This window comes from Limobrevibacterium gyesilva (genome assembly GCF_025989185.1).
In the GTDB taxonomy this organism is placed as follows: Bacteria; Pseudomonadota; Alphaproteobacteria; order Acetobacterales; family Acetobacteraceae; genus Limobrevibacterium; species Limobrevibacterium gyesilva.
Genome location: NZ_JAPDNT010000025.1, coordinates 39,305 through 65,875, shown reverse-complemented (window position 1 = coordinate 65,875; position 26,571 = coordinate 39,305). Strand labels below are relative to the sequence as shown.

Here is a 26,571-nt window from a genome sequence, read left to right as displayed (position 1 = left end):
AAACGCTCGATATCGCTGACCGCATCATGCTCATGCAGCATGGCTCGGTGACCTATGAGCGGGATTCGGCGGCAACGTCGGTTGAGGAATTGATGGACATCCTGCGGCGTGAGTACCGCGCGCTGAGACCCGCATGAAGAACGCCCAGCGTCGGCGTTCCTGACGCTGCAGCGACGCCTTGATCAGAAACGACAGGGTGATCCCCTCCTTTGACAACCATGACGTCCGCATCGGTCGGATCCTCATCGATCGCGGCACCGAGTATTGCGGTGCGCATGATCGGCATGAATATGAACTCTATCTGGCCGTGGAAAACATCGACCATACCCGCACCAAGGTGAAGAGTCCGCAGACCAACGGTTGAACCGGGCCGGGTTTGCCGGAGGCTCCAACTCTTGAGAGAGTGGAGCGATGACGGAACAACAGCGGATCAGGAAGTTCTCGCCTGAGGTTCGGCGACGTGCCGTGCGGATGGTGCTTGAGCACCGGGGCGAGCACGCCTCGGAGTGGGCGGCGATGGTGTCGATCGCGGCCAAGATCGGCGGCACGGTGGAGACGCTGCCCTGGATTAATGTGCAGCCGGGCCCCGCTGTTGACCGCTGAGCTCGCACCAAGCCGAGCGGCATTGTCAGAGTGCGGCGCGGCTCATTCCCACGCGATCGGTCCCGAGCGCGCCCCACACGCGTGTGACATCGCGTCCAACCGATGACAATGTCGATTCGGAGAAGTTTCGAGTCGGAGATCGTTCCATGTCCGATAGGCAAGATCCGTACCTCGCGTTCTGGGGGAAGACGCGTCGACGTGACGATGGCTCGCCGGGCTGGCACCCGGCCGCGTATCACAGCCTCGATGTCGCCGCGGTCGCGTCGGTTCTTTTGCGTGAACACGGGGTTCCGCGCGTCAATCCCGAATTCCACGCGCTGCTGCTGGCTTTGGTCGCCTGGCATGACATCGGCAAGTTCACGCGCACTTTCCAATGCAAGGCGCAGGCGTTCTGGCCGACGGTGCTGGGCCGGTTCCAGCCGGTTGCAGCGCCGCATGGTCACGACACCGCCGGATACGGATTGCTGACGGGTCCCCTCGAAGATGTCGCGGCGCCCTTGCTGGAAGGCTGGGGCAATTTCAGGCATGGCATGCTGCGCGCGGTGTGCGGACATCACGGGCGGCCGCCAGGTTCAATCGACGCGGTGCCAGCCGAGGAGGCGTGCAATGTCTGCCTGGGCGCCGCCCGCCTGTTCGCCGCGGACGCTGCCAGGGTCGTAGGCGGCCACCACGTTCGATTTCCGGGCCGTGCCGTCGCGCCAGGTCTCATCTGGCAGTTGGCCGGCCTCGCCGTGTTGTCCGACTGGATCGGCTCCAACGAGGCGTGGTTCGCGGCGCATCCAACGCCGATACCACTCGAACAGTACTGGACCGAGCACGCGCTCCCGCAAGCGTCTGCCGCTGTGGCGAGGGCGGGGATCATGCCGGCGCGGGCGCGAAGCCAGGTCGCCCTGGCCGATCTTGCGCCCCACGTAACCGAGCCGACCCCTTTGCAAGCACTGGCCGCGACGCTGGACTTGCCCGCCAATGGCCCATCGCTCGTGGTGATCGAGGATCAAACCGGCGCCGGCAAGACCGAGGCGGCCCTCCTGCTCGCACACCGGATGATGGCCGCGGGGCAGGCGCACGGCCTGTTCGTGGCATTGCCGACCATGGCCACGGCAAATGCGATGTATTCGCGTCTCGCCGAAGCCTATCGCGCGTTGTTCGATACCGGGGAAGCGCCATCGCTGGTGCTGGCGCACGGCAAGCGCGGGCTGCACGAACGGTTCCAGAAATCGATCCTCCCCGTGCCGGACAGCGACGATGCTCTGGCGACTGACCCGGCGGACGAGACCGCAGGCGCGCAGTGCGCGGCCTGGGTCGCCTCGGATCGGCGCCGCGCATTCCTCGCCGATGTCGGGGTCGGCACCATCGATCAGGCTCTGCTCGCTGTTCTGCCGGCGCGGCATGCGGCCCTGCGACAACTCGGTCTGTCGCAGCGCGTGCTGATCGTGGACGAGGCCCATGCGTATGACGCCTACATGTCGCAGGAGCTGGAAACGCTGGTGGCGTTCCATGCCGGCCTCGGCGGCAGCACGATCATCCTGTCGGCGACGTTGCCGCAGGCGCGGCGCGCGGCGCTGGTCACCGCGTTCCATCGCGGGGCGGGAGGAAGCACATCCGAACTTGCCTGTGACCACTATCCGTTGGTCACGCTGGCGACCGCGGGCGGCGCGCTGGAACAGCCGTGCGATCCGCGCCGCGAGCTCGGCCGAAACGTGGTCGTCGAGCGGCTGGCGACTGCCGAGGCCGCCGTCGCTCGGATCGCAGCGGCGGCGCGGGCCGGGCTGGCGGTTGCCTGGATCCGCAATGCGGTGGACGACGCGATCGAGGGCCATGCTGCCCTTCGCACGGATGGGATCGACGCGGATTTGTTCCACGCCCGTTTTGCCATGGGCGATCGGTTGCAGATCGAGGAGGCGGCGATCCGGCGGTTCGGCCGCATTGCGGCGCAGACGGAGCGTGCCGGGCGCGTGCTGGTGGCGACCCAGGTGATCGAGCAGAGCCTCGACCTCGATTTCGACCTGATCGTGTCGGATCTTGCGCCCATCGACCTGCTGATCCAGCGCGCCGGGCGGCTGTGGCGGCACGCGCGGCCGGATCGCCCGGCGGCAGCGGACACGCCGAGGCTGCTGGTGGTTTCACCGGAGCCCACCACGGACGCGGATGGCGGCTGGCTCTGCGGACCGTTGCGGCGAACGCGGAACATCTACCGATGGACCATCCTGTGGCGGACCGCGCGCGAGCTGTTCGGGACCGGCGCGATCGCCACGCCGGGCGACGTACGGCGGTTGATCGAGGCGGTGTACGCGAAGCCGGACGACGTGCCCGAGGGCTTGCGCGCCGCATTGGCGGCCGAGCAGGGTGTCGAAAGCGCCGCAATCGCCATGGGCAAGATGAATGTCCTGGTCTGGAAGGACGGATACGACTCCGGGCAGGGCTGGGACAGCGACGTCCGCACACCGACCCGCCTGTCGGAGGAGAGCGTGACCTTTCGTCTCGCGCGCTGGTGTGACGGCGTCTTGTCGCCGTGGTGCCAGGCGGACTCGCCGCGTCTGGCCTGGGCCTTGTCGGAGGTGTCGCTGGCAGCCTGGCGCGCATCGGGCGTGCCCACGCCGACCGGTCCGCTCGCGGAGGCTGTCGCGGCGGCGAAACGTGAGTGGGGGCGATGGGACCAGGACTTGCCGATGCTGGTGATGACACGCTCGCCGGATGGGTGGGAGGGGAGCGTTGCCACTGAAAAGGGCGGGCGGCGCGCGACCTACGATCTGCATCGAGGACTGATGGCGATATGAGCGGGGCGTCGCTGCGATCCGGCGATAATCCATGCCGTCTCCGGAACGCAATGCGGCTGGATGAAGCAGCTCCTGGCCCTCCTCGGGAGAGCGGCCGGCTTGCCTGGTGTCAGACCGTCTGAGGTCTTTTCGCAAGACCCAAAGCGAACGAGCCCTGGCTTTCGCGAGGGACGCGCGGCAGGATATTGATACACGACCGGCACGGTTGTACGATTAAAGGAAAGCGCCGCGAAATCGGCCTGGAATAGATCGTCGTCGGCCGAATCGCCGAGCCCTCGTGGCGTCCACTTCGCTGCGCCACGGTTTGCCGCGTTCCCTTGTCTTTCGTAATGGAGCGACGTTTTGGCATTCTCATTGCTGTCGGACGCATGGGTCCCCGTGCGCCGGGCCAGTGGCCGCGCGCTGACCGTCCGACTCTGTGACATCACCGACGCCATCACCACGGACCCGATCGTGGCACTGGACTGGCCGCGACCTGATTTCCGGCTCGCCGGCCTGGAGTTTCTGATCGGACTGCTCGCCACCGCCTGTCCGCCGGCCGATGACGACGGTACGGACGAACCGGGTGGATGGCTGGATTGGTGGAAGGTGGCACCGTCGCCGGATGTGCTGGCGGAAGCCTTTGCGCCGTTCGCGCATGCATTTGTCCTTGACGGCGACGGTCCGCGCTTCATGCAGGATCTCGAGGATGTTGCGGGTGACGCCAACCGGATCGAGACGCTGCTGATCGACGCCCCGGGCGGCCAGACGCTGAAGAAGAATGCCGATCATTTCGTCAAGCGCAACGCGGTTGCGACCATGGGTCGCGCGGCGGCGGCGATGGCCCTGTTCACGCTGCAATCCTTTGCACCGGCCGGCGGCGCCGGGAATCGGGTCGGGCTGCGCGGCGGCGGGCCGCTGACCACGCTTGCCGTGCCGCCGCGAAACGGAAGCCTGCCGCTGTGGCATTTGCTGTGGGCGAACGTGCCGGTGGGCGAGGTCCCCACGCCCGAGCAGTTGCCAAGGATCTTCCCGTGGCTTGCGCCCACGCGGACCAGCGAAGCGGGGCGTTCGACGACGCCAACCGACACCCACGACCGGCACGCGTTCTGGGGGATGGCGCGGCGCATCCGGCTTGAATTCGCCGACAACGTCGACAGTGCGTCGTGCGACCTCAGCGGCGCCACGGACAGTGTTGTCGTGCGCGCCTGGCGGCAGCGACCGTATGGCACGAACTATGCGGCCTGGGAGCATCCGCTGTCTCCCTATTACCGGCAGAAGCCGACCGACGCGCAGTGGCTCCCGGTTCACGCCCAGCCGGGCGGCGTCGGCTACCGGCACTGGGTCGGGCTGATCTTTGCCGATGCGGCGACGACGCGCCGCGCCGCCCGGTGCATCAGCCGGTTTCGCGAGCGACGCCTGTGGCAGGTGGCGAAAGGCGGCGATCGGCTGCGGTGGCGGCTGCTGGCTGCCGGCTACGACATGGACAACATGAAGGCGCGCGGGTTCGTCGAGAGCGAGATGCCGGTCATCGAACCGGGTGATCCGCAGCGAACCGAGGCGTTCGTCCAGCTTCTGCGCCAGTTGATCGCTGGCGCCAACGACGCGGCGGCGCTGCTGGGCCGGGCCGTGCGACGCGCCCTGTTCTCGGACGGCGCGAAAGTGGCGCTCGACGCCGGGCTGCTGACCACACTGCGCGAGCGCTTCTGGGCCACGACGGAACCGGCATTTCTCGAACGCGTGCAGGCCGCTGCCGGCGGGGCCATCGAAGCTGAAGCGGTGCGGCGGCAATGGCTGCGCGATCTCGCCGGCGCCGCGGCCGCGTTGTTTGCCGAAGCCGCGCCCATCGACGCGACCGGGGCCGATCGCCGCCCCGACCGCATTGCCGCCGCGGCGAAGGGCCTCCGCTTTGCGTTGAACGGCTACGGCAAGGATGGCGAGTCGTTGTTCCGGGCGCTGGGGCTGCCGCCGCCGGCCGTCGCCAAACCGAAATCCGTGGCGAAAGCAGGGAAGAGACGCACATGAGCCCGAAGACGGGGCCAATCGCCGCCGCATGGTGGCGTGATCTGCAACCGTGCGACGAGGCCGGGAAGCCGCGCCGCGGCGACCGTGCAGCGCTCGCCAGGCTGCGTCGTTGCGCGACGGTGATGGAGGCGGCGGGCGAGCCGGCGGCCATCGCCCTGTGCCGGCGGCTGGGCGGAACCGAGTGCGACCTTGGACGCGCGGCGCTGATCGCCGCCGTGCTTGCGCATGTCCGCGACAATGTCGGCGGACTTCCTGTCGCCCGGCAGGTGGGCGTCCAGCAGGACGGCAAGGCCGCGATCTCCGACCTGCGATTCCGCCGGCTGTTGCAGGCCGACACCGACGACGAGCAACTGATCGGCTTCCGTCGCCTCGTGGCACTCGCGGGCCACAAGCTGAACGTCGCCGACCTCGCGGCAAGCCTGTGGCGCTGGAACGACAAGCAGCGGCGCCGCTGGATCTACGCCTATCACGAGGCGCCGGATTTCGGGACCACCGCCGACATCACTGCCAACGACGCGGATGCAGTTGCATTCGCCAGCGAGGACGCATCCGCATGAGCCGTTTCCTGCAACTCCATCTGCTGACCTTCTACCCGCCCGCGAATCTCAACCGCGACGATACGGGGCGGCCCAAGACGGCCGTCATCGGCGGGGCCACGCGGCTGCGGCTGTCGTCGCAGTCCCTGAAGCGCGCCTGGCGCACGTCGGACGCATTCAAGGCGGCACTGGACGGCCATCGCGGCGAGCGCACGCAGCGTCTCGGCGAGGTCATCCGCGACCATCTGATTGCCCGCGGCACCGACGCGGCGAAGGCCACCAGGATCGCCCGCGACATCGTTCCGGTGTTCGGCAAGGTCAAGCCGGAGGCCGACAAGAACCCGACCCGCACGGAGCAGCTCGCCTTCATTTCCGCCGAGGAACGCGAAGCCGCACTGGCGATGGCGGAGCAGGCCGCCGCCGGCGCCAAGATCGAGCCCAATGCGGCAAGCCTGCTTCGGCAGAAGGACACCGCCGCCGACATCGCCATGTTCGGCCGCATGCTGGCGGACAATCCCGACTACAACCGCGAGGCGGCGGTGCAGGTTGCGCACGCCATCACCACCCACAAGATCGCGGTCGAGGACGACTACTACGTCGCCGTCGATGACCTCAAGACGCCTGACGAGGATGCCGGCGCGGGCTTCCTGGGCGAAGCCGGCTTTGCCGCCGGCCTGTTCTATCTGTACATCTGCGCCGATATCGCGTTGCTGCGGCGTAACCTGTCGGATGAGGGCCTCGCGGCGACGGCGCTATCCGCGCTGGTGCGCGCCGCCGCGACCGTGGCTCCCACCGGCAAGCAGGCCAGTTTCGCCAGCCGGGCGCGGGCGCACTACGTGCTGGCCGAGGCCGGGGACCAGACGCCGCGCACTCTTGCCGGCGCGTTCCTGAAGCCGGTTGTGGGCAATGATGTGATGGCGGCATCGGTGGAGCAGCTTCGCCAGTTGCGCGCGGCGATGGACGCCGCCTACGGCCCCTGCGCCGACCGGCGATGCGAGATGCTGGTGGGCGAAACCGGCGCGCTCGACGACATTCTCGCGTTCTGCCGGGGGGTGTAGGCGGTGCGGGACTATCTGGTCTTCGTGCTGCACGGCCCCATGGCGGCCTTTGGTGGCGTGGCGGTCGGCGAGCGGCGGGGCGGGGAGATGCGCCCCGGCCGCTCGGCCCTGCTCGGCCTGCTGTCGGCCGCCTTGGGCATCGAGCGGACGGCGGCAGCGACGCATGCGGCCATGGAGCGCGGTTATGGCGTGGCCGTTCGCGTCGATGCGCCGGGCGTGGCCCTCAGCGACTACCACACGGCTCAGGTGCCGCCCGCGCGCCGCGGCGAGCATCATGCGACACGGCGGGCGGAGTTGGATGCGCGTCCGCTGGAGACGATCCTGTCGCGTCGCGAATACCGCACCGACTCGCTGTACACGGTCGCGGCCTGGGCGCGAGCCGAGGCGCCGGTGCCGTTGGCCGATCTGGCCGACGCGTTGCTGCGGCCGAATTTCACGCTCTCGATCGGCCGCAAGTCCTGTCCGCTGGGATTGCCGCCCGGCCCCGTCGTCGTGGCGGCCGCCGACCCGCTGGCGGCGATGGAGGCGCGCCCGGTTCCGATACCGGAGCAGATTGTCCGGTCGCGGTTGCGCGCCCGCCCGGTCACGTTGGCGACCGATCTCGACGGCATTCCCGACGGAATCCCGCCGCGCTGGATCGAGACGCGGCGCGACAGCATCGCCAGCCGCGACCGCTGGCAATTCTCCCTCCGGCAGGAGGCGGTGATCGGCCTGCCGCTGCCCGCTTCCGTTGGCGCCACGCCATGACAGGCATGTTCCTCTCCCGCGCCCGGCTGCGACCGGACAGCAGCGTGCAGGCGATCGCGCCGTTGTTGCTGCCGGAGGACGGGCATGCCCGCCTGGGGGCTGCGCATCGGCTGGTGTGGTCCCTGATGTCCGATGGTCCGGGGCGCACCCGGGATTTCCTGTGGCGTGAGGAGCAGCCCGGTGCGTTCCTGATCCTCGCCCCGCGGCCGGCCCAGGCCGATGGCGCGCTGTTCGATGTCGAGAGCAAACCCTGGGCGCCGGGATTGCGCCGGGGCGACCGGCTCGGGTTCCTGCTGCGCGCCAACCCCACCGTCGCGCGAAGCCCCGCACCGGGTGTGCGCGGCAAGCGCCACGACGTCGTCATGGATGCGCTGCACGGAATGCCGCGGGAGGAGCGGGCGGGCGCGCGCAGGGCCGCCATCGTGACCGCGGGGGCGGAGTGGTTGGCGCGTCAGGGCACCCGTGCAGGGTTCGCACTCGAGACGGACCTGTTGCGGATCGATGGCTACGATACGGTCCGCATCCCGCGCGGCGGCAGCGTGTGCGCAGAGTTCGGCGTGCTTGCGTTCGAGGGCGTGCTGACGGTGACCGAGCCGGCGGCGCTGGTCGCGGCCGTCACCTGTGGTCTGGGGCGGGCCCGGGCGTTCGGCTGCGGCCTCATGCTGCTGCGGCGGGCCTGACCGGGCGGCCATGGCAACCGAGGGTGCCCCCGGCCTGCCGCCGCCCAGGCCGATCCCGATCAAGGACCGGTCATCGATCCTGTTCATCGAGCGCGGCCAGCTCGATGTCATCGACGGGGCCTTCGTCGTTGTCGATGCGCGGGGTGTGCGGACGGTCATTCCGGTTGGCGGCATCGCCAGCCTGATGCTGGAGCCTGGCACACGGGTATCGCATGCCGCCGTCGCACTGGCGGCCCGGGCCGGCACGCTGCTGATCTGGGTGGGTGAGGCGGGGGTGCGCCTTTACGCCGCCGGCCAGCCAGGGGGCGCACGGGCGGACCGGCTGCTCTATCAGGCCAGGCTTGCGCTCGACGACGACGCGCGCCTGCGGGTGGTGCGGCGGATGTATGCGCGCCGGTTCGATGAGGAGCCTCCGGCACGCCGCAGCGTCGACCAGCTGCGCGGGATCGAGGGTGCGCGGGTGCGCGAGTTGTATCGCCTGCTGGCGCAGCGCCATGGGGTGCCGTGGGAGGGGCGGCGCTACGACCCGCAAGCCTGGGATGCGGCCGATCTTCCCAATCGCTGCCTGTCGGCGGCGACGGCGGCGCTCTACGGCCTGTGCGAGGCGGCGATCCTGGCGGCGGGCTACGCGCCCGCCATCGGCTTCCTGCACACCGGCAAGCCGCAGAGCTTCGTCTATGACGTGGCCGATCTGTTCAAGTTCGAGACGGTCGTGCCCGAGGCCTTCCGGGTCATCGCGGCGGTGACGGCCGGGCGGCCGCTGGATGGCGAGCGGATCGGCAACCCGGTCGCTGCCGTCCGTCGCCGTTGCCGCGACGCGTTCCGCCGCACCGATCTGCTGTCGCAGCTGATTCCCGCAATCGAGGACGTGCTGGCCGCCGGCGGCCTGCCGGTGCCGGAGGCGCCGGAAGAGGCCCAGCCTGTGGCGATCCCCAACCCAGAGCCGTCCGGCGATGCCGGGCATCGTGGATAGCTATAATGGTGGCCGCATGCTGGTGGTGATCGTCGAGGATGCGCCACCGCGCCTGCGCGGCCGGCTGGCGGTCTGGCTGCTGGAGGTCCGGGCGGGCGTGTATGTCGGCAATTACGGCCGCCGGGTGCGCGAGATGATCTGGACGCAGGTGTGTGCCTATATCGAGGATGGCAACGCCGTCATTGCCTGGGCGGCGCCGACGGACGCGGGGTTTGCGTTCGACACGGTGGGCAAGAGCAGGCGCATCCCGGTCGATCTGGATGGCTTCCGCCTCGTCGCGATGATGCCGGAGGTGGAGGCGACCGCGCCGGAAACGTTGGGGCGGTCGGTGCGAAAGCGCCCCTAATTCTTCGGTAGGTTCTTTGAAGAGTGGATCTGGGTTATGTCGCAAGCACTTCTGGGAAGAGTGTTCCCCGCGCCTGCGGGGATGAACCGCGTGACCGCTTCGCGGTAACGCGTGCCATGCTGTGTTCCCCGCGCCTGCGGGGATGAACCGGTGGACCAATTCGCCCGAATGAGGCCGTTGTAGTGTTCCCCGCGCCTGCGGGGATGAACCGCGGGCAGGGATTGCGTTGCGCTGGCGGGCTGTGTGTTCCCCGCGCCTGCGGGGATGAACCGGTGCGCAGGCTGAAACGCACGCGGTCGATGAAGTGTTCCCCGCGCCTGCGGGGATGAACCGGTCAGGCCCTTGCCCAACTTCACTTCGGGCTCGTGTTCCCCGCGCCTGCGGGGATGAACCGGTTTCCCTGTCCATTCCGAATGTCATCACCATGTGTTCCCCGCGCCTGCGGGGATGAACCGTGCGAGGCGTGCCTGTACAGGCGCGCGGGCATGTGTTCCCCGCGCCTGCGGGGATGAACCGTTTTCCACGGGCATGCCTTTCTTCCAGACCGCGTGTTCCCCGCGCCTGCGGGGATGAACCGGCTGGAGAAACCCGGCGCCGTGGCTCCGGGAGGTGTTCCCCGCGCCTGCGGGGATGAACCGGGGATCTTCGAGCCTGATCCGATCCGCAACACGTGTTCCCCGCGCCTGCGGGGATGAACCGTCCTCGATCACCCCCAGCAGCTTGCGCCGCTGGTGTTCCCCGCGCCTGCGGGGATGAACCGTACGACCTACTCTCTCGTGATGCGAAGGTGACGTGTTCCCCGCGCCTGCGGGGATGAACCGGCGTCGAACCACAGAAGCGGGAGCGGCGGCTGGTGTTCCCCGCGCCTGCGGGGATGAACCGCCCAGGCACCAACCCCCCTCCGTGAACGCTGCGTGTTCCCCGCGCCTGCGGGGATGAACCGGTCACGGTTGGATAACTGGACCCGTCGTAACGGTGTTCCCCGCGCCTGCGGGGATGAACCGCAGAGGGACGATCCGATCCGCATCGGAGCCGCGTGTTCCCCGCGCTTGCGGGGATGAACCGGTGGCGGCAGCGGGGAAGGCGGCGCCGGCGAGGTGTTCCCCGCGCCTGCGGGGATGAACCGCATCTGCGAGCGCGCCACCGCTGTGGTCCGAAGTGTTCCCCGCGCCTGCGGGGATGAACCGAGCGTCGACCCGGTGAAAATCAATGAGACGCAGTGTTCCCCGCGCCTGCGGGGATGAACCGGGGTTCAACTTCGTCCGCACGGAGCGGCTGCAGTGTTCCCCGCGCCTGCGGGGATGAACCGTAGACGTGGCACGTCATGGCCGCGCCTTCTTGGTGTTCCCCGCGCCTGCGGGGATGAACCGCGCCGCGAGCGCTCCTTTCCCAACAGGCGAAATGTCCAGCAGCGCCAGGCGTCGTGATGGAAATTACGGTGCCGCTGACGCGTCGTCGGCCTCCGGCGGCACGTCGCCGAGGGGCCACGGCGTCCGGGCCGGCGACTAGAGCCGGTGCAACTGCTGCTCTCGCCGCCGGGGTGGCCGATCCGGGAAGGCCGCTCAGCTGTTTCGAAGGGCCTCCGGCGCGACCTCGAACGAATCGGCACGGCGTGTCACGCCGTCCGGCCGCGTGGCGGGATGCGGCCTGGTGTCGCTGGTTGCGGGTGGCCGTTGCCGCACGCGCCATAGTCCGTCGTCGATGGCAGACGCCATCTCCGCCAGCGCGCAGCCGCCGCCCGCGTGCCCGTCAGCCGGGCTGGACGCTGGCGGCGGCCGGGCCCGGCACCGTGCGGCGGCGACCGACCAGCGCGGCGATATGGGCTTGCAGTTCGTCCAGGCTCGCGAACGCGCTCTCGGCCAGGTCCAGGGACCATTCGGCGTTGCCGAAAGCGGGGGTGCGCCGGTGATCGGCCAGCGTCAACAGCCCGGCTTCACGGCAGATCACGAACGCCGCCTCGCTGCCATCGCCCCAGTCGCGGGCGATGAGGAAGGCGCGGCGGGTGCCGTCGTCCTCGCGATGGATCTCGCACGCCCAGCCGCCGCACAAGGTCGGCACGAAGCGGCCCAGCGCCGCGACGTCCGGATCGGTGAGGCCGCCCCGAAGATCGTCGAATGTCAGAACTTGCGCTGAAATGGGGCGTCTCCACGGTGGGTCATGGTCGGGTCAGCCGATGGTTTCGTGCCGGGCGTCGGCGCCGCCCACCGAGCAGAACCGTGACAGCAGCATCAACGCGCCGGATTAAGGAGTTCTTAGGGGCGCCGCGGCCGGCCACGGATTGGTCGTGACGAAACATTTCGGGTGAAGCGCGCCGTGGCGGCGGCCGGGCGTCACATCACTGTCAACCCGATTGTTCTTGTCCGCGGATCGGATCATCCTCGTTCCGACCGCCCCGCGAGGACGCGCCATGCCGGAACCATCATCCGACGAAACCGTGCGCATGCCCCCCGGTTCCGCATGGGCGGACGGCACGGCCACGCCGGCCGCCGGTTCTTCCGCCGTGCGGCATGCCTATCCGCTGGCGGTGCGCGACGCCTCGTTCGCCACCGCCATCGGCCTGATGCTGCGCAGCCTGCCATACGCCATGGCCCGGTTCGGCGTTCTGCTCGCCGCTTCCGTCGCCGCGATCGTCTGGATCGTCGTCACCTTCGGCGGCGCCGCCTGGCTGGGCACGCATGTCGCCACGGTGTTCGGTTGGATCTGGCTGGTGCTGTGCCTGCTCGGCGCCAGCTTCGTCTGGGGCGCCATCCTGCGCTACGTGCTGCACCTCATCGAGTGCGGCCACGTCGCCGTGCTGACCGAGCTGATCACCAAGGGCGCCGTCGGCAACGGCAGCGAATCGATGTTCGCGTATGGCCGGCGCGTGGTGATCGAGCGCTTCGTGCAGGCCAATGTCCTGTTCGGCCTGAACGCGCTGGTGCGCGGCGTCGTCGAGGCGTTCCATCGCACCCTGGACTGGATCGCCGACCTGGTCCCGATCCCCGGGCTGGATTCGCTGTCCCACCTCGTCAACATGGTGCTGAAGGCGGCCACGCGGTATCTCGACAAGGTCATCTTCTCCTACAACCTCGCCCGCAGCGATGAGGATCCCTGGCGCAGCAGCCGCGAGGGCCTCGTCTATTACACCCAGAACGCCAGGCCGGTGCTGAAGATGGCGATCTGGTCGGTGATCCTGGAACGGGCGATGAGCGTGGCGCTGTGGTTCGTGCTGCTGGTTCCGGCGGGCCTGATCACGCTGGCGCTGCCGCAATCGGCGCGCGAGCTCGGCGGGCTGATGACCGTATTGATCGCGGTGCTGCTGGCCGGGCCGCTGCGCGCCGCGTTCATCAAGCCGCTGTTCCTCATCATGATGACGGTGCGCTTCCACGCCACCATCGAAGGCCAGCCGATCAACGCCGAATGGGACGCGCGCCTGGCGGCGATATCGGGTAAATTCCGTGACCTGGGGCGCGATACGGCCACGGCCATGGGACAGTCCCGATGGGCGAAGCTATGGTCGTAGGCGGCGCCCCGCTGGGCTGCCGTTCGGGAGAAGACACGTGCCAATCCGCAAGCCGATGAAGCCGCTGCGCCTCTGCATCTCGCTTTTCGCCGTCGCCGGCCTGCTGGCGGGCTGCGCCCAGGGCGCGTTCTCGACGCAAGAGGCGCGCATCGGGCCGAATGACAGCACCGATCCGTGCCGTGCCCAGCTGGTCGCGCTCGATTCCACCGGCAACTATTTCGGCACCCAGATCCTGACCGGTGCCGCCGTCGGTGCGGTGGCGGGCGGGGCGCTCGGCGCGCTGATCGGGCGCGACTGGAAAGGCGCGCTGATCGGGGCGGCCGCGGGCGGCGCGCTCGGCGCGGCCGGCGGCTACTGGTCGGCGCTGCAGCAGCAGCAACACGACCAGGCCGGGATGTTCACCCAGGTGAGCAGCGACCTGGCGCGGGAGAACACGAATATCGATCGCACCCAGCAGGCCTTCGACCAGCTGATGGATTGCCGCTTCCGCCAGGCCCAGGCCATCCGCGTGGACTACAAGGCCGGGCGCATCGACCGCAGCCTCGCCGAGGCGCGCATGGGGACGGTGAAGCAGCACGTCCAGCATGACCTGGCTTTGGCCAAACAGATCAACGGCCAGATCCAGGGCCGGTCGGAGCAGTTCGAGGTGGCGGCGGACAACCTCGCGCCGGGCACCAAGACGGCTATCGCCACCCAGGCGCCGGCGCCGCGGCCGGCCACCGTGCGCCGTGCTGCGCCCCTGAAGCTGCAGCCCGATCCCGCTGCCGCCGATATCGGCCAGCTCAACGCCAGCGACCCGGTGATCGTCACCCCCAGCCGCAGCGGCTACGTGCTGGTGCAGACACCCAGCGGCGCGCGCGGCTATGCGCCTGCCTCCGCCATCCAGGGGGCAACCGGAAGCGCCCCGTTGCTGTCGTCGGGCGGCAGCGGCGGGAACGATGTGCGCATGCTGGCCGGCAGCAATGCCGCGCGCCGCGACAGCTTCTCCCAGAGCGTGGCGGTGTCCGAACAGGCGGCCGCAAGCGGCTTCGAACTGGCGAGCTGACCGGGGCGGGCCGTTGATCCGGGCGCTCCTCGCCGCCGTCCTGTTGCTGGGCGTGTTGTCCGGCGGGCCGGCGGTGGCCGGGGATCCGCCGCCGCAGCCGTTCCTGCGCATCGAGGCCGGGGGCCACACCAGCGCCGTGGCCCGGCTTGCGGTCGATGCCTCCGGCCGGGTGCTCGCCAGCGCCGGCTATGACAAGACCGTGCGGCTGTGGTCGCTGCCCGACGGCACGCAGCGCGCGGTGCTGCGCCCGCCCATCGGCACGCTGCAGGAAGGCGAGATCTACGCCGTCGCGATCACGCCCGACGGCAGGCGCGTGTTCGCCGCCGGCGCCACCGGCGGCCAATGGGACGGCACCTTCTCGATCTATGTGTTCGACGCCGAGCGGGCCGTTCTGGTGGGCCTGCTGGGCGGGCTGCCCGCGCCGGTGAACGACCTTGCGGTCTCGCCCGACGGCACCCGGTTCGCTGCCGGACTCGCCCAGGGCGGGGTGCGCGTGTGGGACGCCGCCACCGGCAAGGCGGTCTACGAGGACCGTGCCTATGCCGGCCCGGTGCGCGCCATCGTGCTCGACCGCGAGGGGCGGCTCTATGTCGCCGCTGCCGACGGCAAGCTGCGCGCCTACGATCCTTCCGGCCGCAAACTGGCCGAGGCGGCCTTGCCTTCGGGATTGCGCCCCTGGGGGCTGGCGCTGTCGCCGGACGGGGCGCTGCTCGCCGCCACCAGCGAGACCGCGGACAAGGCGGGGCGGCTGCGCATCGACGTCGTCTCGGCACGCGTGCTGGCCCCGGTGTTCAGTCCGGATACCACGGGCCTCAAGGGCGAGGGGCTGCTGGCGGCGGCGTGGGCGGCTGACGCCAAGGGGGGCGTGCAGTTGCTGGCTGGCGGTTATGCTCACGACGCCGGCGGCTACGTGATCCGCCGCTGGGGCGATTTCGGCCTGGGCGGCTACACCGACCTTGCGGCGGCGCACGACACCATCCGCCACATCCTGCCGCTGCCCGGCGGCGGCGCGGTGTTCGCGGCGGAGGACCCGGGCTGGGGCCGCATCGGCTCCGACGGGCGCCTGCTGCGCCGGCCGATGCCGCCGCTGGCCGATCTGCGGCCTGCGCGCGAGCGCCGGCTGGCGGTGTCGCCCGATGGTGCCGTGATCGAATTCACCACCGCCGACGGCCTGCAGCGCTTCGCCGTGAAGGAGCGCGCGCTTGGTTCCGCCGGCACGCCGGATGCCGCTCTGGCGCCGGCGCGCACCGAGGCGCCGGGGCTGGCGCTGGCCGGCTGGCGCGACAGCAGCGCGCCCACGCTCAATGGCCGCAGGCTGGCCCTGGAGCGCGACGAGATCGCCCGCAGCGCGGCCGTGCTGGCGGATGGGTCCGGTGTGTTGCTGGGCACCGACACGCATCTGCGCCTGTATGCGCGCGACGGGCGCGAAATCGCCGCGGTGGACACGCCGGCTGCCGCCTGGGCGGTGACCGTGGCCGCCGGCGGCCGGATCGCCGTGGCCGCATTGCTTGACGGCTCGCTGCGCTGGTATGGGCTCGATCCGGCACTGCCCGCCGGCGGCGTGCAGGAGCGGGCCGCCCTGTTCGCCCATGCCGACGGCGCGCGCTGGGTGCTGTTCACGCCCGAGGGCTTCTTCGACCATGCCGATCGCGGCGGCAACGAACTGGTGGGCGTGCACCTCAATCGCGGCCGCAACCAGCAGCCGGAATGGGTCAGCTTCAGCCAGGCCTACCGCGTGCTGTACGCACCCGCCGTGGTGCGCGCCCGGCTGCTGGGCCAGCCGGCGCCGGCGCAGGCGCGTCTGGCCGAGCTCGGCGACATCCGCAACCGCCTCGCGCGCCAGCCGCTGGTGGAAGTGAAGGATGCCTGCCTGCCGCAGCCCGACCTGTCCTGCCGGCCGCTGGCGATCAAACCCGGCGTGGCCCTGACCCTGCCGGCGGACACAGCCACCGTGCGGCTGACGGCGGTGGTGACCGAGCGCGGCCTGGGCGTCGGGCCGATCGACATGTTCGTCAACGACCGCAACACCGGCCGCAGCCTCGCGCCGGCCGCCGGCGGGCCGGTGATCCTGGACGCGCCGCTGGACCCCGGCGCCAACACGGTGCAGTTGCGCGTGTACGACGGCGGCAGCGCCATCTTCACCCAGGCCGCGCCCTTGCTGCTGACCCGCGAGGGGGTGACGGACACCACCGGGCGCGGGCGGCTGTTCGTGCTGTCGGTCGGCGTGGACCATTTCGCCAACGACTCGCTGACGCTGCAATACGCGGTCGCCGATGCCCGCGCCTTCACCGAAGGCATCCGCCGCGCCGCCGCCCCGCTGTACAGCTCGGTCGAGGTGACGCAGCTACTGGACGACCAGGCCACCAAGGCCGGCATCCTGGCGGCGTTCGAGCGGCTGTCGAAGCAGGTTCGCCCGCGCGACACGTTCCTGTTCTATGTCGCCACCCACGGCGTGCGCGACGAGGAGACCGACCGCTTCCTGCTGATCCCGCAGGACCTGTCCGACGTCTCGTCCTGGCAGGCGATGGCCCGTCAGGCGATCGACGAGGGCACGCTGGTGGGCGCCCTGGCGCGCATCGAGGCGCGCGACGCGCTGCTGCTGCTGGACACCTGCCATTCCGGGCAGGTCACTGCCGACAACCTCGCCAATGTGGGCCACGAGACCGGCCGCTATCTGCTGGCCGCCAGCGGCTCGGTGCAGGAGGCGCTGGACAGCTACGACAACCGCAACGGCGTGTTCGTGTATGCCGTGCGCGAGGCGCTGGCCGGGCGGGCGGGCGAGGACGCCGACGGCAATGTGGGCGCGCTGACACTGGGCGAATACGTCTCGCGGCGGGTCGGGCAGCTCGCGCGCCAGAAAGGCCATGAGCAGGACGCGGTGTTCCGTACCGCCCAGCGCGACCTGCGGTCGTTCCCGGTTGCGCATGTGGACCGCTGACGGGCGTGCGCGCGCCCGGGAATGCGACGCTGCTACACCGTCGCGACGGGCGTCGCCGGCGAGCCGACCGCACCCGGCAGCCGCAGCGGTGGCGCGGTCAGCAGGAATCGGCTGCGGCCATGCGTTCGCAGCCAGTCGGCCAGCTCGGTGAGGTACCACATCTCGCCGAGATAGACGCCCAGCCGGAACAGGCAATGCGCGTGCAGCGGCAACGTGGCGCAGAAATCCTCCGTGCAGGGACGTGCCGGGTGGCATTCCACCGCGTAGTTGTCGGCGATCAGCGCCACCAGGCCGGTATCCGTGATCCATTGCTGCAGCCGCGCGTCGCGGCCGTCCAGCGCGCTGGTGGTCTTGAACAGCCGCTCCACGTCCGGCTGCCTGTTCATGTCCAGCAGTAATTGCGCGAAGCCGGTGCGCAGGCACACCAGGTCGCCCTGTTCCACTACCACGCGGTCCTTTTCCAGCACCGCCATCAGTTCACTATAACCAATGATCGTCCCCGAACGGCCGTAATGCGCTTCCAGGTCGATCATCACCGCGCGGCCCTGGATGCAGGACGCCGCCATGTTCTCCACCCCCAGGCGCCGCGCGCCCTGCGGCCCGGTGGTGGGGGTCTGCTGCCCCTGGGCGCCGTACACCACCGGCCCCACGATGTCCGAGCCGGCGCGGAAGCCGTTGTAGAACACGTCCTCCGGCTTGCCGTCGCCGTCCACGTCGAACATCTGGCCGACATGCGCCAGGCTGTCCCATTGCGTGGAATATTGCAGCGTCAGCAGTACCTGGTCGTCGCAGATCACGTCCAGCGCCGTCGGGTCGTCGCAGCGCAGCGGGTAGGTCATGTTGGGCTTGCCGTGGCGCAGCGTCGGCCGCAGCTCCGGCGGGTGCCGGCGCGGGTTCAGCACGGCGCCGCCGGGATAGTCGAGCGGCAGGCTGAGGCAGAAGGTCCTGCCTTCCTTCACTTCCGCGATGCCCTGCAGCACTTTCTCCTTTGTCAGCAGGTTCAGCCGGCCCAGCTCGTCGTCCGGGCCGAAATCCCCCCAGGTCGAGCCGGGCGGGCGGCGCGTCCAGCGCGGTGACTGCGACATCGTCGTCTCCGGTTTCGTCAGGCGGCTTGCTGGAGCGTCGGCGCCGCGTCGGCGACGGTGGTGCGGTGCAGCTCGCGCAGCTGATCGGCGGGGTAGCGGCGGGCCCGATGCATGGTCACCCGGTTGTCCCACATCACCAGGTCGTTCTGGCGCCATTCATGGACGTGGACGAAGCGCCGCTGTGTCGCGTGCTCCGCGAGGTCGCGCAGCAGCATCCGCGCCTCCGGCACCGGCCAGCCATGGATGGTCCCGGCATGCGACGACAGATACAGCGACAGCCGCCCCGTGACGGGATGCCGGCGCACCAGGCGCTGCGGCACCGGCGCCCATTTCGCCCGCTCGGCCTCGGTGAAATCGGTGAAGCCGAGCACGCCGCGTGAGAACAGCTGGCTGTGGTCGCACACGAGGTCGCGGACCTGCGCCTGGGTTTCGCCATCCAGCGCATCCCAGGCCGCGCGCATGTCGGCGAATTCGGTGTTGCCGCCGGTGGCCGGGAGCACCCGGGCGGAGAGCAGCGAATATTTCGCCGGCGTCGGCTTGAACGAGCTGTCGGAGTGCCAAAGCATGTTGCCCAGCCCGAACAGCCGCTTGCGGTCGTCGCGCGCCATGAGGTTGTTGTTGCGGTCGAGGTTGGAGATGTCGTTGATTTCCATCCTGAGCCGCCGTTCCTCGCCTTGCGCGAGGTCGCCGGTGGCCAGCTCCAGTTCGCCGAAATTGCGGGTGAACGCCAGTTGCAGCTCGTCGTCGAGCGGCTGGTCGCGGAACAGCAGCACCGCGAACCGGTCCATGCCCGCCTCGATCGCGGCGACCTCGTCCGGCGTGAGCGGACGGCGGAGATCGACGCCGGAGACGACGCCGAAGAAGCCGGGCTGGGCGGCCGGATCGGCCGGACGGATGGTGTTGGCCATGCTGCGCTCTCCCTTTCCCTGACGGCCGTCCGGGGGCGGTCGTTGCTCAGGCGCTGACGATATCCGGCCAGAGGGGCGCTGTCATGCTGTCACCGCCGACCGGCTTGGCGTGCCGATGCCGGCCATCCTATGCTGCCGAAACAACCACGGCGCAGGCAGCATGACCGACCGTATCCCCACCATCGGCGACAATGGCGGCCCGCCGCTGGATGCGGACCTGCCGGATGAGAACGAGGCGTGGCGCCTGTTCTGCTGGAAGAAGGCGCATCGCCGGGCCTGGAAGACCCCGCCGCGGGAGATCGCGCTGCGGCGCCTGGCGCTGGCCGAGGAACTCGGCATGACCTATCGGGAATACACGCTGGAACTGAAGGAGCGTGGGCGGCATCCGACCGCCCGCACCACCGCCGGCCGCCCGTAATCCGCCGGCTCGTTGCCGGTCGGGATTTGTCAGTGATGCAGGATCTTCGAGAGGAACAGCCGCGCCCGGTCGCTCGCCGGCTGCTCGAAGAAGTTCTGCGTGGGTGAATCCTCGACGATGCGGCCCTGGTCCATGAACACGACCCGGTCGGCGACGCGGCGGGCGAAGCCCATTTCATGCGTCACCACGATCATGGTCATGCCGTCCTGTGCCAATGCCGTCATCACATCCAGCACTTCGTTGATCATTTCCGGATCGAGTGCGGATGTCGGCTCGTCGAACAGCATCGCGATCGGGTCCATGGCGAGCGCGCGCGCAATCGCGACGCGCTGCTGTTGGCCACCGGAGAGATTCGCGGGATAGCGGTCCGCGTAGTCATGCATTCCCACGCGCTCCAGCAGCGTGTTCGCGCGCTTCACCGCTTCCGCCCGCGTGCGCTTCAGCGCCTTGATGGGCGCGAGCGTGATGTTCTCGGTGACGGTCATGTGCGGATAGAGCTCGAAGGTCTGGAACACCATGCCGATGCGCGCGCGCAGCTTCGGCAGGTTGGTCTCGCGGTCGGCGACGCTGGTGCCGTCCACCACGATGCGGCCGGCATCGATCGGCTCCAGGCCGTTGATGCACTTGATCAGTGTGCTCTTGCCCGAGCCCGAAGGGCCGCAGACGACGACGATCTCGCCGCGCGCGACCGCGGTGGAGCAGTCGGTCAGAACCCGCGTGGCGCCGTAGGATTTGCTGACGTTCTCGACGGTGATCATGGTTCGGCCCCAGCGGTCATGAGATCAGAAAACGAATGTCACGGAACACGGGGTGACATGGCCGCACTAGACGGCGTAGCGGCGCTGCAGCCGGCTGACGGAAAGCGAGGCTGCCAAGCACAGCAGGAAATACACCAGTGCGACCAGGATGTACATTTCCACGAGCGTGTTGTCGCGCGTGCCCGTGACGCTGGCCGCGGTCAGGAAATCGCGCACGCCCACCACATAGACCAGGGCCGTGCCTTTGAAGAGGTTGATGCTTTCGGTCAACAGCATGGGCAGCATGTTGCGCAGCGCCTGGGGCAGCACGATGCTGCGCATGGTCTGCCCATAGGTCAGGCCGCTCGCCAGCCCCGCCATGATCTGCCCGCGCCGCACGCTCTGGATGCCTGAGCGTATGATCTCGCAGAAATAGGCGCCTTCGAACAACACGAAGCCGATCAGCGCCGCGGTGTAGCCGCCAACCGGCCGCCCGACCAGAAGCGGCACCAGGAAGTAGAACCAGAAGATCAGCAGCAGCAGCGGCAAAGCGCGAATCAGGTTCACGTAAGTGGCGGCGGCCAGGGCAACCAGCCTGAGGCGTGACAGCCGCAACACCGCCAGCATCATGCCCAGCGCCAGGCCACCCGCCAGCGAGATCACCGTCAGCAGCGCCGTCGTCTGCATGCCGTCCCACAGCAGCGGCAGGGTGGAGACGACGTAGGCGAGATCGAAATGCGTCACCGCGCGGCCACCGTGATCATGCCCGGCAACTGCGTCCGGCTCTCCACGATGCGCATCAACCCGGTCACCGTCAGCGTCATCAGCCCGTACAGCACGGTGGCCGTCAGGAACATCTCGATGGGCTGGAACGTGTATTCGGCGATGCGCCGTGTCTGCCCGGTGAGCTCCAGCACGCCGATGGTCAGCGCGAGCGAGGAATTCTTGAAGATGCTCAGGAATTCCGTGGTCAGCGCCGGCAGGATGATGCGGTAGCCGACCGGCAGCAGGATGTGCCGGTAGACCTGAAACGGCGTCAGCCCGGTTGCCAGCCCGGCATAGGCCTGGCCGCGGGAGATGGAGCCGATGCCTGAACGGACCGTCTCGCACACCCTGCAGGCGGTATACAGGCCGAGGCACACCACGGCCGTCCAGAACTCCGCGTCAGGCAGCTCGCGCTTCAGCCAGGTGCCCCAGCGTTCCGGCAATAATTCCGGCAGGACGAAATACCACAGGAACATCTGCACCAGCAGCGGCACGTTGCGGAACACTTCCACATACGCGCCGGCAAACGCGCGCACGGCGGGACTGCGCACCGTGCGCGCGACGCCGAGGACGGAACCCAGCGTGAAGGCGATGCTCCACGACGCCAGCGAAACCAGAATAGTCCATTGGACCCCCGAGACGATCCAGCCGAAATGCGGCTCGATCGTCAGGACCGACCAGTGCCAGCTATAGCGCATCCGGGTTCCGTTTCAGTTCAATAAGGCATTGCCTGCGTCGCGAACACGGTGCGCAGCGGTTCGCTCAGCGGGCCCGCGATCGGCTTCAGCCATTTGTCGTAGATCTGCTCGATCTCGCCGGACCGGAACAGGTCGGCCAGAACGCGGTTGCCGATCAGGCGGAAAGCGGAATCGTCGCGCCGCACCACGATGGCGTAGGGGTCGAATGACAGCAGCCGGCCGACCACCTCGTATTTCTCGGGCGTGGCCGATTTGGCGATCAGGCCGTGTTCCACGATGGCGTCCGTCACATAGCAATCGACGCGGCCGCTTTCGAACGCAAGCCAGCCGCGCGGCTGGTCTTCGGTGTCCAGGAAACGGATGCCCAGATTCAGCTGCTTGTCGAGCGCCTTGATGATCTTCTCGTTGGTGGTGCCCTGGTTCACCGCGACGCGCTTGCCCTTCAGGTCCTCCACTTCGCGGATGCCGGAACCCTTGCGCACCAGAAGCTGATTCCCGGTGACGTACATGGTGTAGAGGAAATCGACCTGTTTCTGGCGCGTGAGGTTGTTGGTGGTGGTGGAGCAGGACATGTCGACCGTGCCGTTCACCAGCAGCGGGATCAGCGTCGTGCCCATGATGGTGACGTACTGCACCTCCAGCTTGTCCATCTTCAGCTCGGCCTTCACCGCTTCCACGATGCGGCTGCAAAGGTCGATGGAATAGCCGACGGGCTTGCCGGAGGCATCGGTGAAGCTGAACGGGATCGAGTTCTCGCTGCGGCCGATGACGATGCGGCCGCTGTCCTTGATCTTCTTCAGCGTGCCGTACAGTTCGTCGGCGGCTGCCACCTGTCCTGACAAGGCCGCGAACAGTGCGGCCGCGGCCAGGACCATTATTCTGCGCATCGTTTGTTCCCCCCGTTTCTTCGGTTCAGCCGTGTGTCGCGAGTACGTCGGCGACGATTCCTGCCAGCTTTTCGTAGTCGCCGACTTCGTTGTAGGCCTGCGCGGACAGGCGCAGCCACACCGCGCCTTCCTGCACGTGCAGCGGCACATCCGTGTTTGCGTCCAGCATGTGCCCGCGCAGGGCCAGCGCACGTTCGGCGGTGGCGGCACCGGTGAGCGGCAGGCGCACCAGGCCCATCGCCCCCGCGAGTTCGTTGCCCGAGCCTGTCTCGGTGCCCAGCCGTCCCGCGACCAGGGCCGCGCCTTCGGCCGCCAGGGCGGCGTTGCGCGCGCGAAGGGCGGCGCCGCCGAGGCGATGGTGGAAGTCGATCGCCGCCGTGACAGCCAGATAGGCGCTGGGGTCCCAGGTGCCGGTCCAGTCGAACTCGGCCAGGAATCCCTTGCCGTAACCATGGGAAATCGTAACGGGGTGCAGGTCTTCACGACGGTCGGGCCGCGCGTACAGGAAGGCGCAGCCTTTCGGCGCCATGAGCCATTTGTGGCAATTGCCGACGTACCAGTCGACGCCCAGGGCCGTGACGTCCAGGGTCACCTGGCCGGGCCCGTGCGCGCCGTCAACGAGTGTCGGCACGCCGGCGGCGTGGCACGCCTCGATCATGCGCGCGATCGGCAGCACCAGGGCACTGGAGGACGTGATGTGATCCAGCACCGCGATGCGCGTGCATGACGTGAGCGCGCTGGCAAGGTTGGCGACGATCGCGTCGGAATCAGGGCGGGGGAAGGGGATCGCGACTTCCACCATGCGCGCGCCGGCCCGTTCCGTAACATAGCGTACGGTGTTGCGAACGGCGCCGTAGACATGCGTGAGCACCACGATCTCGTCTCCCGGCGCCAGGCGCAGGGAGCGTAACACCGCATTGCAGCCGACCGTCGCGTTCTCCACGAAGGCGAGATCCGTACCTTCGGCGCCGACGAAGCGCCCCAGCCGGGCCGCGGCGTCGCGCAAGGCGTCCGGCAGGATGCGGCGCATGAAGCGGCTGGGCTGCGCCTCCAGCTGACGGCGCCATTCGTCCTGCGCGGCCAGCACCACTTTCGGCGTGGCGCCGAACGATCCGTGATTGACGGTGAGGTAGTTCCAATCCAGCGCCCACTCGTGGCGGATCGCCGCACCCAGAAGTGGCGTTGCAGCCTGCGTCTCTTCCATGCCCGTTTCCCCCCGGGGGTGCGCCGAGCGGAGGAGCCTATACAGGCCGTGTTCGCGGTCAACGCTCTTTTCGCGGGGTGCACCAGCATAAATGATGCCGATAGCGTGGAAGCGGGCCGCTACGAAGCCGGACTCGTCGGAATCGATCTGACGGAGACTGCTGAACCGGCCGGTAATGACGTATTGGAATGTGACTGGACAGTAACAGCAGGGTCAAGACTTCGCGGGGAATCCCGGTTCAGCCGGCGCGCGCGGGGCGCCCCGCAGCAACCGCGCGCCTCAAAGATACCCGGTGCCGGCCTCTTCGGCGAAGCGTGCCGGGTCGCCTTCCCAGACGATGCGCGCGTGCTCCAGCACGTAGACGCGGTCGGCGTGGGGCAGGGCGAAGGTCACGTTCTGTTCGCCCAGCAGCACGGTGATGTCGGTGGTCTGGCGCAATTTCTCCAGTGCCTTCGACAGCAATTCCAGAATCACCGGCGCCAGCCCCAGCGTGGGTTCGTCGAGGATCAGCAGCTTCGGGCGCATCATCAGCGCCCGCGCGATCGCCAGCATCTGCTGCTCGCCGCCCGACAATGTGCGCGCTGCCTGACCCTGGCGTTCCTGCAGGATCGGGAACAGCTCGAACAGCCAGGCGATCTGCTGGGCCGATTCCGCGCGGGTGCCGTGCTGGCCGCCGAGGTCCAGGTTCTCGCGCACGCTCATGTCGCCGAACAGCTCGCGGCTCTCCGGGCACTGGACGATCCCCGCGCGGGCGATCTGCGCCGGGCTCTTGCCGCCCAGGGTCTCGCCGCGCCAGCGGATCGTGCCGGATGCCGCCACCAGGCCGGAAATGGCATTGAACAGCGTGGTCTTGCCGGCCCCGTTCAGCCCGACCACGGAGACGAACTCGCCCTCGCCGACATGGATGGAAATGTCCTCCAGCGCCTGCGCCTTGCCGTACAGAACGCTCGCGCCTTCCACGCTCAGCAGCGGCGTGCGGCCCTTGCCCTCGCGCTCCGGCCGCGCGGCGGCTTCGATCTTGCCGCCCAGATACACGCGCCGCACCGTCTCGTTGCGCATCACCTCCTCGGCGGTGCCCTCGGCCACATGCTCGCCCAGGTACATCGCCAGCACCCGGTCCACCAGCGCGGCCACGCCCTTCACGTTGTGGTCCACCAGCAGCACGGCATGCCCCTCGGCACGAAAACTGCCGATCAGCGCCGAGAAATCGTCCACCTCGGCCTTGGTCAAACCCGCGAAGGGTTCGTCCACCAGCACCACCTTGGGGTTGCGCGCGATCGCCTTGGCCAGTTCCAGCCGGCGCAGGTCGGCGAACGGCAGCGTGCGCGGCAGGCGGTGCATCACCCGGTCGAGCCCGACGCGCGCGGCGATCGCTTCGGCGCGCGCACGCACATGGCGGTCGGCGGCGAGCATCAGCAGGCTGTCGGGCAGCAGCGCCAGGATGATGTGCTCCAGCACGGTCTGCCGGTGCAGCGGCCGCGCGTGCTGGAACACGATGCCCACGCCTTGTCGCGCGATGCGGTGCGTGGGCCAGCCGGCGACGTCGATCCCGCCCAGCTTCACCGCGCCGGCATTGGGCTTCTCGATGCCCATGATGCATTTCATCACGGTGGACTTGCCCGATCCGTTCGGGCCGATCAGGCCCAGGATTTCGCCGGCGTTGATCGACAGGCTGATGTCCTTCACCGCCACCAGGCCGCCGAACCGCTTGGTGAGCCCTTCGACTTCCAGCAACGCGCTCATTGCCGGCCCTCCGTGCGCAGCAGGCTGCCGAGAAGGCCGCCGGGGAAGAACAGGATCACCACCAGGGCGATGGCGGAGACGACGAAGGTGGAGAGCTGGCCGAGGTCGCGCAGCATCTCGCCCGCCACGATCAGGAAGATGGCACCGATGGCGCCGCCCAGGATGGTGCGCCGGCCGCCCAGCACGGCCGCAATGATCACCTGCACCCCGACGCCGATATCCACCACTGTCCCCACCGATGCGGTGCCGAGATAGAAGATCAGCATGGCGCCGGCGAGCCCGGAGAAGAACGCGCTGATGCAGAATGCCGCCAGCTTGTGCTTGGCGACATTGAAGCCGAGTGCCGAGGCTTCGACCGCGTCCTGGCCGCTCGCCTGCAGGATCAGGCCCACCGGCGAGCGCGCGAGCCCGAACAGCACGGCGCCGCTGATGACCATGAAGCCGAGCGCATACCAGTAGTTCACCCGGTCGCTGATCGACAGTACGTCGGGGATGTCGAGCCCGATCTCGCCGCCGGTCACGCCCGCGAACAGCACGATCACGTTCTGCAGCAGCAGCACGGCCACCAGCGTCACCAGGCCGAAATACGGACCGTGCAGGCGCAGCGCCGGCACCGCCAGAACCACGCCGCCCACCACCGCGGCGGCGGACCCGGCCACCAGGCAGGCCCAGATCGGCCAGGAATAATAATGATTCAGCAGGGCGGCGGCGTAGGCGCCGAGGCCCACCAGGAAGCTCGGGCCGAAATTCACTTCGCCGGCGAAACCGAACAGCAGGTCCCACGCCATGGCGAACACGCCATAATAATAGGCCAGCGTCAGCAGGCCCAGCACATAGCCGCCGACGCCGAACGGCAGCAGCGCCATTACCAGCAGGACGACCAGGGCAACAGGAAGCAGGCGTGCCGTGCGCATCGA

22 protein-coding genes, 2 pseudogenes and 1 CRISPR repeat array are annotated in these 26,571 nt (G+C 69.0%); of the genes and pseudogenes, 14 read left to right on the top strand and 10 right to left on the bottom strand.

What is annotated here, in order from left to right:
- Positions 1 to 187: 187 nt before the first annotated feature.
- The 10 genes and pseudogenes from OL599_RS20150 to cas2e all read left to right on the top strand — a co-directional run.
- Positions 188 to 361: pseudogene (locus OL599_RS20150) on the top strand (IS481 family transposase); the annotation flags it as partial.
- Positions 362 to 411: 50 nt separating this feature from the next.
- Positions 412 to 561: pseudogene (locus tag OL599_RS20145) on the top strand (IS3 family transposase); the annotation flags it as partial.
- Between the two features lie 188 nt (positions 562 to 749).
- Positions 750 to 3,380, top strand: a complete 2,631-nt coding sequence (cas3, locus tag OL599_RS20140) for a CRISPR-associated helicase Cas3' (RefSeq protein WP_264715718.1) — start codon at positions 750 to 752, stop codon at positions 3,378 to 3,380.
- Between the two features lie 354 nt (positions 3,381 to 3,734).
- Positions 3,735 to 5,384: a type I-E CRISPR-associated protein Cse1/CasA gene (casA, locus tag OL599_RS20135; protein WP_264715717.1), complete on the top strand. Its 1,650-nt coding sequence runs from the start codon at positions 3,735 to 3,737 to the stop codon at positions 5,382 to 5,384.
- A complete protein-coding gene (casB, locus tag OL599_RS20130; protein WP_264715716.1) occupies positions 5,381 to 5,941 on the top strand; it encodes a type I-E CRISPR-associated protein Cse2/CasB in 561 nt (186 codons plus the stop codon). Before casA ends, casB begins: the two co-directional genes overlap by 4 nt.
- Positions 5,938 to 6,978 (top strand): type I-E CRISPR-associated protein Cas7/Cse4/CasC, encoded by a 1,041-nt coding sequence (gene cas7e, locus OL599_RS20125; protein WP_264715715.1) that lies wholly within the window; start codon positions 5,938 to 5,940, stop codon positions 6,976 to 6,978. The genes casB and cas7e overlap by 4 nt, the downstream gene beginning before the upstream one ends.
- A gap of 3 nt (positions 6,979 to 6,981) precedes the next feature.
- Positions 6,982 to 7,725 carry a type I-E CRISPR-associated protein Cas5/CasD gene (gene cas5e / locus OL599_RS20120; protein WP_264715714.1) on the top strand — a complete coding sequence of 248 codons (744 nt, stop codon included), beginning with the start codon at positions 6,982 to 6,984 and terminating at the stop codon, positions 7,723 to 7,725.
- The gene (cas6e, locus tag OL599_RS20115) at positions 7,722 to 8,405 is read left to right on the top strand and encodes a type I-E CRISPR-associated protein Cas6/Cse3/CasE (RefSeq protein WP_264715712.1); all 684 of its coding nucleotides are present in this window, start codon (positions 7,722 to 7,724) and stop codon (positions 8,403 to 8,405) included. Before cas5e ends, cas6e begins: the two co-directional genes overlap by 4 nt.
- A 10-nt stretch (positions 8,406 to 8,415) precedes the next feature.
- Complete coding sequence (gene cas1e / locus OL599_RS20110; RefSeq protein ID WP_264715711.1) at positions 8,416 to 9,378, top strand: type I-E CRISPR-associated endonuclease Cas1e; 963 nt, start codon at positions 8,416 to 8,418, stop codon at positions 9,376 to 9,378.
- 16 nt (positions 9,379 to 9,394) lie between these two features.
- On the top strand, positions 9,395 to 9,724 hold the full coding sequence (cas2e, locus tag OL599_RS20105; RefSeq protein ID WP_264715726.1) for a type I-E CRISPR-associated endoribonuclease Cas2e: 330 nt from the start codon (positions 9,395 to 9,397) through the stop codon (positions 9,722 to 9,724).
- A gap of 60 nt (positions 9,725 to 9,784) precedes the next feature.
- A CRISPR array of direct repeats spans positions 9,785 to 11,094; the repeat unit is 29 nt; unit sequence GTGTTCCCCGCGCCTGCGGGGATGAACCG.
- A gap of 379 nt (positions 11,095 to 11,473) precedes the next feature.
- Here the strand turns inward: cas2e and OL599_RS20100 are convergent.
- Positions 11,474 to 11,782, bottom strand: a complete 309-nt coding sequence (locus OL599_RS20100) for a hypothetical protein (RefSeq protein WP_264715710.1) — start codon at positions 11,780 to 11,782, stop codon at positions 11,474 to 11,476.
- Between the two features lie 382 nt (positions 11,783 to 12,164).
- Between OL599_RS20100 and OL599_RS20095 the strand changes: the two genes are divergently transcribed.
- The 3 genes from OL599_RS20095 to OL599_RS20085 are packed head-to-tail and all read left to right on the top strand — an operon-like array spanning position 12,165 to position 17,209.
- On the top strand, positions 12,165 to 13,226 hold the full coding sequence (locus OL599_RS20095; RefSeq protein WP_264715709.1) for a hypothetical protein: 1,062 nt from the start codon (positions 12,165 to 12,167) through the stop codon (positions 13,224 to 13,226).
- A 37-nt stretch (positions 13,227 to 13,263) separates the two neighbouring features.
- On the top strand, positions 13,264 to 14,271 hold the full coding sequence (locus OL599_RS20090) for an SH3 domain-containing protein (RefSeq protein ID WP_264715708.1): 1,008 nt from the start codon (positions 13,264 to 13,266) through the stop codon (positions 14,269 to 14,271).
- Between the two features lie 13 nt (positions 14,272 to 14,284).
- Positions 14,285 to 17,209, top strand: coding sequence for a caspase family protein (locus OL599_RS20085; protein WP_264715707.1), 2,925 nt, complete (start codon positions 14,285 to 14,287; stop codon positions 17,207 to 17,209).
- 32 nt (positions 17,210 to 17,241) lie between these two features.
- Here OL599_RS20085 and OL599_RS20080 read toward each other — a convergent pair whose 3' ends face one another.
- Complete coding sequence (locus tag OL599_RS20080) at positions 17,242 to 18,294, bottom strand: cyclase family protein (protein WP_264715706.1); 1,053 nt, start codon at positions 18,292 to 18,294, stop codon at positions 17,242 to 17,244.
- Positions 18,295 to 18,311: 17 nt separating this feature from the next.
- A complete protein-coding gene (locus OL599_RS20075) occupies positions 18,312 to 19,202 on the bottom strand; it encodes a TauD/TfdA dioxygenase family protein (RefSeq protein ID WP_264715705.1) in 891 nt (296 codons plus the stop codon).
- A 160-nt stretch (positions 19,203 to 19,362) separates the two neighbouring features.
- Here OL599_RS20075 and OL599_RS20070 point away from each other — a divergent pair, with 160 nt between their 5' ends.
- Positions 19,363 to 19,620, top strand: a complete 258-nt coding sequence (locus OL599_RS20070; RefSeq protein WP_264715704.1) for a hypothetical protein — start codon at positions 19,363 to 19,365, stop codon at positions 19,618 to 19,620.
- 29 nt (positions 19,621 to 19,649) lie between these two features.
- Here the strand turns inward: OL599_RS20070 and OL599_RS20065 are convergent, their stop codons facing one another.
- The 7 genes from OL599_RS20065 to OL599_RS20035 all read right to left on the bottom strand — a co-directional run bounded on the left by OL599_RS20065 (position 19,650) and on the right by OL599_RS20035 (position 26,568).
- A complete protein-coding gene (locus tag OL599_RS20065; RefSeq protein ID WP_264715702.1) occupies positions 19,650 to 20,378 on the bottom strand; it encodes an amino acid ABC transporter ATP-binding protein in 729 nt (242 codons plus the stop codon).
- A gap of 66 nt (positions 20,379 to 20,444) precedes the next feature.
- Positions 20,445 to 21,101 carry an amino acid ABC transporter permease gene (locus OL599_RS20060; RefSeq protein ID WP_264715700.1) on the bottom strand — a complete coding sequence of 219 codons (657 nt, stop codon included), beginning with the start codon at positions 21,099 to 21,101 and terminating at the stop codon, positions 20,445 to 20,447.
- The gene (locus OL599_RS20055; RefSeq protein ID WP_264715699.1) at positions 21,098 to 21,820 is read right to left on the bottom strand and encodes an amino acid ABC transporter permease; all 723 of its coding nucleotides are present in this window, start codon (positions 21,818 to 21,820) and stop codon (positions 21,098 to 21,100) included. The genes OL599_RS20060 and OL599_RS20055 overlap by 4 nt, the downstream gene beginning before the upstream one ends.
- A gap of 17 nt (positions 21,821 to 21,837) precedes the next feature.
- Complete coding sequence (locus OL599_RS20050) at positions 21,838 to 22,695, bottom strand: amino acid ABC transporter substrate-binding protein (RefSeq protein WP_264715698.1); 858 nt, start codon at positions 22,693 to 22,695, stop codon at positions 21,838 to 21,840.
- A 37-nt stretch (positions 22,696 to 22,732) separates the two neighbouring features.
- The gene (locus OL599_RS20045) at positions 22,733 to 23,911 is read right to left on the bottom strand and encodes an aminotransferase class V-fold PLP-dependent enzyme (RefSeq protein ID WP_264715696.1); all 1,179 of its coding nucleotides are present in this window, start codon (positions 23,909 to 23,911) and stop codon (positions 22,733 to 22,735) included.
- Positions 23,912 to 24,190: 279 nt separating this feature from the next.
- Positions 24,191 to 25,654: an ATP-binding cassette domain-containing protein gene (locus OL599_RS20040; protein WP_264715694.1), complete on the bottom strand. Its 1,464-nt coding sequence runs from the start codon at positions 25,652 to 25,654 to the stop codon at positions 24,191 to 24,193.
- On the bottom strand, positions 25,651 to 26,568 hold the full coding sequence (locus OL599_RS20035; protein WP_264715692.1) for a branched-chain amino acid ABC transporter permease: 918 nt from the start codon (positions 26,566 to 26,568) through the stop codon (positions 25,651 to 25,653). The genes OL599_RS20040 and OL599_RS20035 overlap by 4 nt, the downstream gene beginning before the upstream one ends.
- Between the last annotated feature and the right edge of the window lie 3 nt (positions 26,569 to 26,571).